General features: G+C 75.9%; 12 protein-coding genes. 10 read left to right on the top strand and 2 right to left on the bottom strand.

Translation table 11 applies throughout. The annotated features are described in order from the left end of the window. Window positions 1-2: 2 nt before the first annotated feature. Entirely contained in the window at window positions 3-134 is a 132-nt protein-coding gene (locus tag HLV61_RS06505; RefSeq protein WP_369253576.1) for a hypothetical protein, read from the bottom strand. Window positions 135-337: 203 nt separating this feature from the next. Here HLV61_RS06505 and HLV61_RS06500 point away from each other — a divergent pair, with 203 nt between their 5' ends. The 10 genes from HLV61_RS06500 (at window position 338) to HLV61_RS06455 (ending at window position 11,880) form a co-directional block, all read left to right on the top strand. Then, window positions 338-1,324 (top strand): ABC transporter ATP-binding protein, encoded by a 987-nt coding sequence (locus HLV61_RS06500; RefSeq protein WP_369253575.1) that lies wholly within the window; start codon window positions 338-340, stop codon window positions 1,322-1,324. Then, on the top strand, window positions 1,321-2,085 hold the full coding sequence (locus HLV61_RS06495) for an ABC transporter permease (RefSeq protein ID WP_369253574.1): 765 nt from the start codon (window positions 1,321-1,323) through the stop codon (window positions 2,083-2,085). Before HLV61_RS06500 ends, HLV61_RS06495 begins: the two co-directional genes overlap by 4 nt. Window positions 2,086-2,137: 52 nt before the next feature. After that, window positions 2,138-2,977 (top strand): ankyrin repeat domain-containing protein, encoded by an 840-nt coding sequence (locus tag HLV61_RS06490; protein ID WP_369253573.1) that lies wholly within the window; start codon window positions 2,138-2,140, stop codon window positions 2,975-2,977. A gap of 115 nt (window positions 2,978-3,092) precedes the next feature. Further along, window positions 3,093-6,974: a multifunctional oxoglutarate decarboxylase/oxoglutarate dehydrogenase thiamine pyrophosphate-binding subunit/dihydrolipoyllysine-residue succinyltransferase subunit gene (locus tag HLV61_RS06485; RefSeq protein ID WP_369253572.1), complete on the top strand. Its 3,882-nt coding sequence runs from the start codon at window positions 3,093-3,095 to the stop codon at window positions 6,972-6,974. A gap of 8 nt (window positions 6,975-6,982) precedes the next feature. Beyond that, window positions 6,983-7,171, top strand: coding sequence for a DUF6104 family protein (locus HLV61_RS06480; RefSeq protein WP_163475359.1), 189 nt, complete (start codon window positions 6,983-6,985; stop codon window positions 7,169-7,171). A gap of 81 nt (window positions 7,172-7,252) precedes the next feature. Next, complete coding sequence (locus HLV61_RS06475) at window positions 7,253-7,966, top strand: metal-dependent hydrolase (protein ID WP_369253571.1); 714 nt, start codon at window positions 7,253-7,255, stop codon at window positions 7,964-7,966. Between the two features lie 28 nt (window positions 7,967-7,994). Next, window positions 7,995-9,260 carry a sensor histidine kinase gene (locus HLV61_RS06470; protein WP_369253570.1) on the top strand — a complete coding sequence of 422 codons (1,266 nt, stop codon included), beginning with the start codon at window positions 7,995-7,997 and terminating at the stop codon, window positions 9,258-9,260. Beyond that, window positions 9,257-9,937, top strand: coding sequence for a response regulator (locus HLV61_RS06465; protein WP_369253569.1), 681 nt, complete (start codon window positions 9,257-9,259; stop codon window positions 9,935-9,937). The genes HLV61_RS06470 and HLV61_RS06465 overlap by 4 nt, the downstream gene beginning before the upstream one ends. Window positions 9,938-10,012: 75 nt before the next feature. Next, window positions 10,013-10,840, top strand: a complete 828-nt coding sequence (locus tag HLV61_RS06460; RefSeq protein WP_369253568.1) for an alpha/beta hydrolase — start codon at window positions 10,013-10,015, stop codon at window positions 10,838-10,840. Continuing rightward, complete coding sequence (locus HLV61_RS06455) at window positions 10,837-11,880, top strand: acyltransferase family protein (RefSeq protein ID WP_369253567.1); 1,044 nt, start codon at window positions 10,837-10,839, stop codon at window positions 11,878-11,880. Before HLV61_RS06460 ends, HLV61_RS06455 begins: the two co-directional genes overlap by 4 nt. Window positions 11,881-11,889: 9 nt before the next feature. Here the strand turns inward: HLV61_RS06455 and HLV61_RS06450 are convergent, their stop codons facing one another. Beyond that, window positions 11,890-12,366 carry a hypothetical protein gene (locus HLV61_RS06450; protein ID WP_369253566.1) on the bottom strand — a complete coding sequence of 159 codons (477 nt, stop codon included), beginning with the start codon at window positions 12,364-12,366 and terminating at the stop codon, window positions 11,890-11,892. Window positions 12,367-12,483: the final 117 nt, after the last annotated feature.

Below are 12,483 nucleotides of genomic sequence, written 5' to 3'. Positions count from 1 at the left end.
GGTCAGCCCGTCGCGGGGACGACGGGCACGGCGCACCCCGAGCGGCGCGGACCGGCGCCGGCCGCCCGGTCGACCGCCCGCGGGGAGGACTCCGGGCCGCCGGCCGCGGCCACCACCGTCCGACAGTCGCTCACGGCGCGCACTGTAGTGATCGGGCCGGGCACCCGTGCCGCCGGTCACGCCCCGGCCTCGCCGGGAGGAGGCCGGGGAAACGGCAGGTGGACGGCGCGTTGCCGGCCCCGGACGGGGCGGCGCGCCGCAGGCCGGACCCTCGGCACTGCGGGCCGCGTACGCCAGGATGACGGCTGCACGGGGGGACCGACGGCGAGGAGGAGCGATGACCAGCGCGACTGCCGGGCGCACGGAGCCCGTGCGGGTCGAGGTGTCCGGTCTGAGCAAGACGTTCGGGACCGTGCGGGCGGTGTCCGACCTCGGTTTCACCGTGGAACCCGGTTCGGTGACCGGCTTCCTCGGGCCGAACGGCGCGGGCAAGACGACGACCCTGCGGATGGTGCTCGGCCTCATCTCCCCCGATGCCGGCAGCGCGACCTTCGACGGCGTCCCGTACGCGGCCCTGCGCGAGCCGGTGCGCACCGTCGGCGCCGTCCTCGAGACCGCCTTCCACCCGGCCCGCTCCGGCCGCGACCACCTGCGCGTGTACTGCCGCGCCGCGGGCCTGCCGGTCACCCGCGCCGACGAGGTGCTCGACCAGGTGGGGCTCACCGGCGCCGGGAAGCGCCGGGCCGGCGGCTACTCCCTCGGGATGCGGCAGCGGCTGGCACTGGCCACCGCGCTGCTGGGCGACCCGCCGGTGCTGGTCCTCGACGAGCCGGCCAACGGCCTGGACCCCGAGGGCATCCTCTGGCTGCGCGGCTTCCTGCGGCACCTGGCCCACGACGAGGGCCGCACCGTCCTGGTCTCCAGCCACCTGCTGTCGGAGGTCGAGCAGACCGCCGACCGCGTCGTGATCGTCGGCGCCGGCCGGCTCGTGCGGCAGGGCTCGATCGCCGAGCTGCGCGAGGGCGCCTCCGGCGGCAGCGTGCTCGCCCGCAGCCCCGAGGCCGACCGGCTGGCCGCCGTGCTCACCGACGCGGGCATCTCCGCCGCCCGCGGCGACGACGGCCTGGTCACCTCCACCGACACGACGCCGGCCGACGTCGGCGCCCGCGCCTTCGCCGCCGGGATCGAGCTGCACGAGCTGCGGGCCGAGGCCACCGGCCTCGAGGACCTCTACTTCCGGCTCACCGCCGGCCAGGAGCAGTTCGCGGCGGGCACGACCGCGCCGGGCGCGACCGCCGCGACGCCCGAGGGGGCACTGCGATGACCGCACTCGTCCGCGCCGAGTGGACCAAGCTGTTCACCACCCGCGTGTGGATCGGCCTGCTGCTGGGCGCCTGCCTGATGGCCGGTGGCTTCGCCGCCCTGTTCACCGGCCTGGCCGGCGTCGAGCAGAACGGCCAGCCGGGGCTGCCGGCGGTGGGCACGCCGCAGTACGAGGAGGTCGTCTTCTCCGTCGCGGCCAACGCCAGCGTGCTGTTCCTCATCCTCGGCATCATCGGGATGACCCAGGAGTACCGGCACCGGACCGCCACGCCGACGTTCCTCACCACGCCGCGCCGCGGCCGCGTGGTCACCGGGAAGCTGCTCGCCTACGCCGCCGCCGCGGTGCCGTTCGCGCTGCTCGTGCTCGCGGTGACGGTCGTCGTGGTCCTGGTCTACGCGGGGGCCCGGGGAGGGGCGCCGTCGCTGGACGCCGACAACCTGCAGACGCTGGCCGCGGCCGGACTGGTGCTCGTCGTCTTCGCCGTCATCGGCGTGGGCATCGGCGCGCTGCTGCGCAACCAGGTCGGCGCGATCGTCGGCGCGCTGGTCTACCTCTACGTGGCCGAACCGATCATCTCCTCGATCGGCGCGATCCAGGGTGCCTACAAGTGGCTGCCCGGAGGCGCGGTGCAGGCCATCACCTCCGACTTCCAGGCGCCGGACCTCCTCGAGCCCTGGCAGGGCGCTCTGCTGCTGCTCGGTTACGGTCTGCTGGCGGCGCTGCTCGGCACCTTCCTCGCCGTCCGCCGCGACGTCGGCTGAGCCCCTGCCGGCACGCCTGCACGACTCCCCCCGCACCCAGGAGGGCCCCTGCATGACCATGCCGACGACACCCGCGACGCTCCCCCCGACGACGCGCATGACCGTCCCGCGGCTCGCCCGGCTCGTGACCGACGCCGACACCGACGCCGTGCGGGCCGCCGTCGCCGGCGCCCCCCGGCTGCTGGCCGGCACGGTGGAGCGCGCCGGGGACGACGGGTGGACGCCGCTGCACCTCGCCGTCGCGCAGGGCCGCGAGGACGTCGTCCGCGTGCTCGTGGACGCCGGCGCGGACCTGGGCGCGCGCACCGGGTCGGGCCGGACGCCGCTGCACGTGGCCGTGGAGCACGCACCGCACCTCGTCGGCGTGCTCACCGGCCTGGGCGCCGCGGTCGACGCGCCGGCCGCCGCCCATCTCGACGACGCCGACCGGCTGGCCGCCGAACTCGACGGCGGCGCACCGCTGCGCGACCCCGCCCACGGCTGGGACCTGCTCACCGTCGCCGCGGCCGGCGGCGCCGCCGGCACCGTGCGCCTGCTGCTCGACCGCGGCGCCGATCCGGACGGCGGCGCGCTGGCCGCCGCGGCCGGGGCCTGCCGGCCGGACCTGGTGCGCGTGCTGCTCGGCGCCGGTGCCACCGTCGGGCGCCGCGACCCCGACACCGGCCGCACACCGCTGCACGAGGCCGTCGCAGCCGGTCCGGGCGGCGACGCGCCCGAGGTCGTGCGGCTCCTGCTCGCCGCCGGCGCCGACGTGGACGCCACCACCAGCGACGGCGCGAGCGCCCTGGACATCGGCCGGGTCGCCGCGGCCCGACACCGGCGCGACGCAGGTCAGGCCGGCACCCGGGACGCGCTCGTCGACCTGCTCGTGGCCGCCGGCGCCACCGACTGACCGGCCGGCCGGGACCACGGAGGGCCTGCTCCGCGCGGGTCCGGGGAACCGGACGGGCGTAGACTCCGACCCCGGTCCAGCGACGTCCACCGACGACGAAGAAGGCACTCGCCCCGTGTCACGCGACAACTCATCCCGGCCGTCCACCACCTCGTCCTCCTCCGCGGTGGCGGGCTTCGGCACCAACGAGTGGCTGGTCGAGGAGATGTACCAGCAGTACCTCGCCGATCCGTCCAGCGTGGACCAGGCCTGGCACGAGTTCTTCGCCGACTACCGGCCGGGCAGCCCGGTCGCCGCCAGCGACGACCGCGACGAGGCCCCCGCCCCTGCCCCGGCGTCCAACGGCGGCCCCGCCGGCGGCCCGTCCGACGGTGCGGCCCCGAAGCCGGCGCCGGCCCCGGTGGCCGCCGCGACCTCCCCCGAGCGCCCGGCCGTCGCCGACGCCGAGGGGTCGGCCACCCGGCCCAGCAGCCCCGCCGTCGCCCCCGGCACCCCGGAGCCCACGCCGCGCTCGACCCGTGTGCCCGAGCGCACCGACGCCACCGTCGTCGACCGGGCGGCCGACCGCGCCGACCAGAAGACGGCGGCCGCGCCCGCACCGAAGCCGGCCTCCCCGACGCCGGCCGCGGCCTCCTCCGACGGGCCGAAGCGGACGCCGCTGCGTGGTGCCGCCGCCAGCGTCGTGAAGAACATGAACGCCTCGCTCACCGTCCCGACGGCGACGAGCGTGCGCGCGGTGCCGGCCAAGCTGCTGGCCGACAACCGGATCGTCCTGAACAACCACCTGAAGCGCTCGCGCGGCGGCAAGGTCTCGTTCACGCACCTGATCGGCTACGCGCTGGTCCGGGCGCTCGACGACTTCCCGAACATGAACGCCGCGTTCGCCGAGGTCGACGGCAAGCCGACCCTCGTACAGCCCGAGCACGTCAACTTCGGCCTGGCCATCGACCTGCCCAAGTCCGACGGCTCCCGCTCGCTCGTCGTCGCCTCGATCAAGGGCGCCGAGCAGATGGACTTCGCCCAGTTCTGGGGCGCCTACGAGGACGTCATCCGCCGCGCCCGCGCCGGTAAGCTGACCCTCGAGGACTTCGCCGGCACCACGATCAGCCTGACCAACCCCGGCACGATCGGCACCGTCCACTCGGTGCCGCGGCTGACCGCCGGCCAGGGCGCGATCATCGGCGTCGGCGCCATGGAGTACCCCGCCGAGTTCCAGGGGATGAGCCCCGAGGCGCTGACCGAGCTCGGCATCTCGAAGATCATCACGCTGACCTCGACCTACGACCACCGGATCATCCAGGGCGCCGAGTCCGGCGACTTCCTGCGCCGGCTGCACGCGCTGCTGCTCGGCGAGGACGGCTTCTACGACGAGGTCTTCCGGTCGCTGCGCTGCCCCTACGAGCCGGTGCGCTGGATGCCCGACGTCCGGGTCAGCCGCGAGGGGGAGATCGACAAGGAAGCCCGGGTCATCGAGGTCATCGAGTCCTACCGGCGCAACGGCCACCTGCTGGCCGACACCGACCCGCTCGAGTTCAAGGTCCGCAGCCACCCCGACCTGGACATCCTCCAGCACGGGCTCACGCTGTGGGACCTCGACCGCACCTTCCCCGTCGGCGGCTTCGCCGGCGAGAAGGTCATGGCCCTGCGCGACATCCTCGGCGTGCTGCGCAACTCCTACTGCCGCACCGTCGGCGTGGAGTACATGCACATCACCGACCCGGAGGAGCGCGAGTGGCTCCAGTCGCGGGTCGAGGTCAAGGCCGAGCAGCCCGACCGGGAGAAGCAGAAGCACATCCTGGGCCGGCTCAACGCCGCCGAGGCGTTCGAGACCTTCCTGCAGACCAAGTACGTCGGCCAGAAGCGGTTCAGCCTCGAGGGCGGTGAGTCGCTGATCCCGGTCCTGGACGAGGTGCTCATCGCCGGCACCGACCACGGCCTCGACGAGGTCGCGATCGGCATGCCGCACCGCGGCCGGCTCAACGTGCTGGCCAACGTGCTCGGCAAGAGCTACGCCAAGATCTTCGGCGAGTTCGAGGGCAACATCGACCCCGGCACCGTCCAGGGCTCAGGCGACGTCAAGTACCACCTCGGCGCCGAGGGGACCTTCGAGAACCCGTTCCGCCCGGGCGCGCGGATCGACGTCTCGCTGGCCAGCAACCCCTCGCACCTGGAGACGGTCAACCCCGTCCTCGAGGGCGTCGTCCGCGCCAAGCAGGACATGATCGACAAGGGCGAGCAGGGCTTCACCGTCCTGCCGGTCCTGCTGCACGGTGACGCGGCGTTCGCCGGCCAGGGCGTCGTCCAGGAGACGCTGAACCTCTCCCAGCTGCGTGGCTACCGCACCGGCGGCACCGTGCACGTCGTCGTCAACAACCAGGTCGGCTTCACCACCAGCCCGGCGTCGTCCCGGTCGAGCCTCTACTCGACCGACGTCGCGCGGATGGTCAACGCACCGGTCTTCCACGTCAACGGCGACGACCCCGAGGCGTGCGTGCGGGTGGCCCGCCTGGCCGTGGAGTACCGGCAGGCGTTCAAGAAGGACGTCGTCATCGACCTGGTCTGCTACCGCCGCCGCGGGCACAACGAGGGCGACGACCCGTCGATGACCCAGCCGCTCATGTACGAGATCATCGACCGCAAGCGCTCGGTGCGGAAGCTCTACACCGAGGCGCTGGTCGGCCGCGGCGACATCACGCTGCAGGAGGCCGAGGAGGCCCTCAAGGACTACCGCGGGCAGCTCGAGCGGGCCTTCGCCGAGACGCACGACGTCACCGAGACCCCGAAGCCGCAGCCGGCCATGGACCAGCCGGCGCAGCAGGCGACCGTCGCCACCGCCGTCTCGGCCGAGGTGATGAAGGCGATCGGCGACGCGCACGTCTCGCTGCCGGAGGACTTCACCGCGCACCCGAAGCTCAAGCGGATGCTCGAGCGGCGCGCGGCGATGGTCAGCGAGGGCGGCATCGACTGGTCGATGGGCGAACTGCTGGCCTTCGGGTCGCTGCTCATGCAGGGCGTCCCCGTGCGACTGGCCGGCCAGGACTCCCGGCGCGGCACGTTCGTGCAGCGGCACGCGGTCCTCATCGACCGGGAGACCGCCGCCGAGTACACGCCGCTGGCCCACCTGTCCGGGGACCAGGCGAAGTTCTTCGTCTACGACTCGCTGCTCAGCGAGTACGCCGCGCTCGGCTTCGAGTACGGCTACTCGGTGGCCGACCCCAAGGCGCTGGTCCTCTGGGAGGCCCAGTTCGGCGACTTCGTCAACGGCGCGCAGATGCTCATCGACGAGTTCATCTCCTCCGGCGAGGCCAAGTGGGGCCAGCGCTCGGGCGTGGTGCTGCTCCTGCCGCACGGCCTCGAGGGCCAGGGCCCGGACCACTCCAGCGGCCGCATCGAGCGGTTCCTGCAGCTGTCGGCGGAGAACAACATCACCGTCGCCAACTGCTCGACGCCGGGGAACTACTTCCACCTGCTGCGCCGGCAGGCGCTCTCCGACGTGCACCGGCCGCTGGTCGTGTTCACGCCGAAGTCGCTCCTGCGGGCCAAGGCCGCGGTGAGCCCGGTCGCGGACTTCACCGACGAGGGGTTCCGTCCGGTGCTCGCCGACCCGGGCGTGGGCGGCGAGCCGCTCGACGACGCCGCGGTGCGCCGGGTCCTGCTGTGCAGCGGCAAGGTCTCCTACGACCTGCTCGCCCAGCGGGAGAGCGAGGGCCGCGCCGACACCGCCGTCCTGCGGGTCGAGCAGCTCTACCCGCTGCCGACCGAGCAGCTGCGCACGGCCCTCGACCGCTACCCCCACGCGAAGGACCTCGTCTGGGTGCAGGAGGAGCCGGCCAACATGGGCGCCTGGCAGTTCATGGCCTGCAACCTGCCCGAGCACCTCGACGGCCGGACGCTGCGGCGGGTCAGCCGGAAGGCCTCGGCCAGCCCGGCGGTCGGCTCGGCCAAGGTGCACGAGGTCGAGCAGAAGGAGCTCGTCGCCCAGGCCTTCGCCGACTGAACACGGCCGTGTACTTCACCGATCGCGGTCTGGAGGAGCTGGCCGACCGGCGGGGCGGGGAGCAGGTCACCCTCGCGTGGCTGGCCGACCAGCTGCAGGCCTTCGTCGACCAGCACCCCGACTTCGAGGTGCCGATCGAACGGCTGGCCACCTGGCTGGCGCGCGGCGGCACCGACGACGTCGACGACGAGGACTGACACCGAGGAGCGAGGCCGCCGGCCGACCCGCGTCCGGAGCGCCTCCCCCGCTCCCGGCGCGGGGGGCGGGACGCTGCGGACGTGCTCGGTCACTCGCACGCCCTCTCCGGTCTCGCGGCAGGCGCGGCGACCCTGCCCTGGGCGCCCGTCGAGGGCACCGTCGCCCAGGTCGCGTGGGTCGCCGCCGTCGGCGGGTTCGCCATGCTGCCCGACCTCGACCACAGCGGCTCCACGGTCTCGGACATGTGGGGGCCGGTGACCGACGTGCCCTCCGGGGCGATCGGCCGGATCGCCGGCGGGCACCGCTGGGGCACCCACGACGCGGTCCTCGCACCGCTGGCCTTCGGGGCGCTGGCCCTCGCCGCGGCCGACCTGTTCTGGTCCAGTCTCGTGGTGATGGCCCTGGGGATCGGGCTGGCGCTGCGGGCGCTGCACTTCGTCATCCCCGGCCGCGCGGAGAACACCGTCGTCGGCAACCTGCTGCTCTCCTTCGGCGGGGCGTGGCTGCTGCTCGACCACTCCCCGCAGCCGACGTGGCTGCCCTTCGCGGTCGGGCTCGGCGTCCTCACGCACGTCGCCGGCGACCTGATCACCAAGCAGGGCGTGCCGGTGCCGGTGCTGTGGCTGGCCCGGCGCAAGCGGATCGCCCTCACGCCGATGCGCACCGGCACCACGCTGGAGAAGGCGGTGCTCGCGCCGCTGTTCCTCGGCGTCGCGGTCTGGTTCGTCTACGCCAACACCGGCGCCCGCCAGGCGCTGGACCCCTACCTGCAGGGCCTGCTCAGCCTCGGATAGGGCCCGGCGGCGCTAGCGTGCGCGGACGATGACCGAGGTCCGCTCCGCGCCCCGCTGGTGGCTGCCGATGCTGCGCGCCGTCCCGCGCGTGGTGGCCGCCGCGCTGTGGACCGCCGTGGACAGCGCGCGGCCCCCGTGGCGGCCGCGGCGGCGGCTCTGGGACCGGGCGCTGCTCGCCGTCGCGCTGTTCTACGGCGTGGTCGTCGTGGGCACCGCGTCGGGGACCGCCGCGTCGGTGCGGTTGACCAGCGGGCTCTACCTGCTCTGCGCCGCCCCCGTGGCCGCCGGGCTGGTGCTCGCCGTCCGCCGTCCGCTGGACGGGTGGCGGCTGTCCCTGCTGGGTCTCGTCCTGACCGGCTACGTGCTCGTTCCTCCCCCCGCACCGGCGCCCGTGCTGGAGGGCTGGCAGTGGCTGCTCTGGTGCCCGGTCCTGCTGGCCGCGGCGTGGGCCTCGCCCCGCCGGGTCGCCGTCGGCGTGGCGGTGGTGTCGCTGGCGCTCCTGGTCGTGCTCGGCACGACCACTCCGTCGCCGGTGGACCTGCGGTACTCCCTGCCGATCTCCGTCATCGGCGTCCTGGCGCCGCTGGTGGTCGGCGGCAGCCTCGGCGCCCGGTGGGACGCCCGCCGCGCGCTGGAGGCCGAGCAGGCCCGGACGGCGGAGGCGCAGGCCGCCCGCGGTGCGCTGGCCGAGCGGGCGCGGATCGCCCGCGAGATGCACGACGTCGTCGCCCACCACCTGTCGCTGATCGCCGTCCGCTGCGAGACCGCGCCCTACCGGCTCGCGCCCCTCGACGAGCGGGCGGGCGCCGAGCTCGCCGAGGTGGCCGGCACCGCGCGCTCGGCGCTCACCGAGCTGCAGCGGCTGCTCGGCGTCCTGCGCGCGGAGGACCAGTCCGCGGAGCGCGCTCCGCAGCCGGGGACGGCCGACCTGGCCGAGCTGTTCGCCGGCGTCCGGGCGGCGGGGACCGACCTGCAGGTCTCGGTCGAGGACGTCGACCTGCCCGACACCCTCGGCCTGACCGTGTACCGGATCGTCCAGCAGGCGGTGTCCAACGCCGCGCAGCACGCCCCCGGGGCGCCGGTGCGGGTGACGGTGGGCCGCGCGGACGGCGTCCTGCGGGTGGAGGTCGTCAACGGCCCGGGCCGCGCGCCGGGCACCCCGGGGGCCGGGACCGGGCTGGCCGGGATGCGCGAGCGGGCCGAGCTGCACGGCGGCCGGCTGACCGCCGGCCCGACCCCCGGGGCCGGGTACCGGGTGCTCGCCGAGCTGCCGCTGGCGCCGGTGGCGCCGTGATCCGGGTCGTGCTGGTCGACGACCAGGAGATGGTCCGGGAGGGCTTCGCCGCGCTGCTCGGCGCCCAGCCCGACATCGAGGTGGTCGGCGCGGCCGGCGACGGCGCGGCCGCGCTGCGCACCCACGCCGAGCTGGTCGCGACCGGCCGCGCTCCCGACGTCGTCCTCATGGACGTCCGGATGCCGGTGCTCGACGGGCTGGAGGCCACGCGGACCCTGCTGGCCGGCGAGGGTCCGCACCCGCGGGTGCTCGTGCTGACCACCTTCGACCTCGACGACTACGTCTACGACGCGCTGCGCGCCGGGGCGAGCGGCTTCCTGCTCAAGCACGCGCCGGCCGCGGAGCTGCTGCACGCGGTCCGGGTGGTCGCCGCGGGCGACGCGCTGCTCGCCCCCGCCGTCACCCGCCGGCTGATCGCCGACTTCGTCGCCGCCCGCCCCGCGCCCCCGGCCCCGACCCGGCCGCAGGTGCTCGCGGCGCTCACCGAGCGGGAGGCCGAGGTGCTCGGGCTGGTGGCGCGCGGGCTGTCGAACACCGAGATCGCCGCACACCTGGTGCTCGCCGAGCAGACGGTGAAGACGCACGTGAGCCGCGTCCTCACCAAGCTGGGGCTGCGCGACCGGGCGCAGGCTGTGGTACTGGCGTACGAGACGGGACTGGTCGCACCGGGCTCCTGAGTACCCCGGTAGCACCCGCAGGACGGCTCCCCGGGTTGACGATCCGGCGGGCCGACCTGCCTAGCGTCGGGCAGCGTGAGAAACCGCTGGGGAGCCTCGTTCCTGCTGGTCAGCGCCCTGTGGGCGGCGTCGGCGCAGCCGTCGGAGGCGGCCGTGCCCGGACCCGTGCGGCTGGACGCGGCCTGTGCCGCGGACCTGGCCGCGCGGCTCGGCGACGGCGCGGTGCTCGGCTGCGACCCGGCCGGCCGCGGCCTGGCCGTCGTCGTCCTCGGCGACCTCGCGACCGCCGCGCACGTGGCCGTCCTGGTGCCCGGCTCCGACGTCGACCTGGCCCGGCTGCACGACCCGGAGCACCCGCAGCGGCGGCCGTTCGGCTGGGCGCAGGCGCTGGCCGGCGCCGGCGGTGCCGACCTCGCCGTCGTCGTCTGGGTCGGGTACGTGACGCCGGACGGGCTGGGGGTCGACGCCGCGAGCGGGCGGCTGGCCCGCGCCGGGGCGGCCGCGCTGGTCCGCTTCGTGGACGACCTGCGCACCGGCGCGCACGTCACGGTGGTGGGGCACAGCTACGGCGCGGTGGTGACCGCGCTGGCCGCGCGGGACCTGGCCGCCGACGACCTCGTCCTGCTGGCCGGCCCCGGCGCGCGGGCCGGGTCCGCCGGCGAGCTCGGCGGCGGTGCCCGGGTGTGGGCCGGGACCGCCGAGGACGACTGGATCCGCCGGGTGCCGGACGTGCGCGTCGGCGACCTCGGGCACGGCGCCGACCCGGCCGGTCCGGACTTCGGCGCGCGGTCCGTCCCGGTCGACGGCGTCGTAGGGCACGACGGCTACCTCGCGCCCGGCACCGCGTCGCTCGAGGCCGTGGCCGCCGTCGCCACCGGCCGTGCCGGGGAGGTCGCGGCGTGACCCGGGACCGCGGCGTCGACGCGCTGCGCGGCCTGGCGCTGGCCGGCGTCGTCGCCGGGCACTGGCTGGTCACCGCGCCGGGGGCGCCCGGGGCCGTGGACGGACGGGTGGCCACGGGCAGCCCGTTGCGGGAGCTGCCCGCCCTCGCCCCGGTGAGCTGGCTGCTGCAGACGCTGGCGGTGTTCTTCCTCGTGGCCGGCTGGGCCGCCGCCCGCGGCACCGGCGGGCCCCCGTGGACGGCGTGGTCGCGGCGCCTCGCGGTGCCGGTCGGCGCTCTCCTCGCCGGGGTCGCGGCGCTGGCGACCGCGCTGGCCGTGACGGGGGCGCCGCAGGGCGTCGTCCGCACGGTCGTGGTCCTGTCGCTGCGGCCGCTGTGGTTCCTCGGCGTGTACCTGGTGCTCTCGCTGGCCACGCCGCTGCTCGTGCGGCTCGACGCCCGCCTCGGCCCGGCCGCCGCGGCGGTCCCGCTCGGGCTCGCGCTGGCCGGTCCGCTGCTCCCGGCGGGCACCGCGGCGACCGTCGGGACGACGCTGGCCGCCTGGTGGGTGCCGTGGCAGCTCGGCGTCGCGACGGCCCGCCGGCCGCTGGACCGCGGGACGTGCGTCGCCCTGCTCGCGGGCGGGACGGCGGCGGTGCTGCTGCTGGTCGAGGTCGCCGGGCTGCCCGCGACCGCCGTCGGGGTGCCGGGCGCCGCGGCGTCCAACCTCGACCCGCCCTCGGCCGCGACGCTGGCCCTCGGCCTGGCGCAGGCCGGCGCGGCGGGGCTGCTGCTGCCGCGGCTGCGCCGGGCGACGGGACCGCTGCCGGGCGCCGCGGTGCGGCTGGGCCGGTCGGCCCTCCCGGTGTTCCTGCTGCACCAGCCGCTGTTCGTGCTGCTGTGGCTGGGCACCCTGCCGCTCGGGCCGCTGCCCGGCCTGCACGACGCCCCCGACGGCGCCGGCTGGCTGCTGGCGCGGGCCGGCTGGGCCGCCGTCCTCGCGCTGGTGCTGAGCCGGGTGCTCCGGCCGGCTCCCTCGCGGCGGCGTCGGCTCGGGGCGTGACGGCGGACGTCAGGCGGTGCGCGCCACCGTGGACGCCGGGTCATCGTGGACGCGGGTCATCGTGGACGCGTAGCCGCCGCCCGGCCACTGCCACGCGCCGTCGTTGACCGTGTCGTCGGCACTGAAGCGCCCCTCGAAGCGGGCCGGGGAGTCGGGGTCGCCGAACCAGATGGTGAGCAGGTCGCCCTCGATCCGGTAGGTGTACTCGAGGTGCTCCCCGCCGGCGCCGAAGAAGTGGGAGCGCAGCGCGCCGGCGTCGGCGTCCCAGCCGACGTACTCCACCCCGCGCGTGGGCTCGTCGGTGCCGCGGAGGTCGACGGTCTGGACGAGCCAGTTCCCGCCGTCCATCCACGCGTAGCGGACCTCGCCGGTCAGGCCGTCGGGGTTGGAGACGGTCCAGGTGCCCACGAGGCGGTCGAGGCTGCGCAGCGCCGCCACACGGGCGTCGGGAGTCGTGCCGTCGGTGGTCGTGCCGTCGGTGCTCATGGTGTCCTCCAGCGCGGACAGGGGCCGGGCGCCGTCGCGGGGCCGTGCCAGTGAGACGGACCGGCGCGCGCCGCCTCATCGGTGGACACCCGGGGCCGTCCGGGGCCGTCCCGCGCC

Origin of the sequence: Geodermatophilus amargosae (assembly GCF_041028265.1) — a bacterium.
Lineage (GTDB): Bacteria > Actinomycetota > Actinomycetes > Mycobacteriales > Geodermatophilaceae > Geodermatophilus > Geodermatophilus amargosae_A.
The sequence above is the reverse complement of the archived record's forward strand: the minus strand, read 5'-3'. Positions and strand labels throughout refer to the sequence as shown.

Excerpts from the sequence above, each read along its gene's own strand:
- HLV61_RS06500 (WP_369253575.1), top strand. The coding sequence starts at position 338 with ATGACCAGCGCGACTGCCGGGCGCACGGAGCCCGTGCGGGTCGAGGTG.
- HLV61_RS06495 (WP_369253574.1), top strand. The coding sequence starts at position 1,321 with ATGACCGCACTCGTCCGCGCCGAGTGGACCAAGCTGTTCACCACCCGC.
- HLV61_RS06490 (WP_369253573.1), top strand. The coding sequence starts at position 2,138 with ATGACCATGCCGACGACACCCGCGACGCTCCCCCCGACGACGCGCATG.
- HLV61_RS06470 (WP_369253570.1), top strand. The coding sequence starts at position 7,995 with ATGACCGAGGTCCGCTCCGCGCCCCGCTGGTGGCTGCCGATGCTGCGC.
- HLV61_RS06450 (WP_369253566.1), bottom strand. The coding sequence starts at position 12,366 with ATGAGCACCGACGGCACGACCACCGACGGCACGACTCCCGACGCCCGT.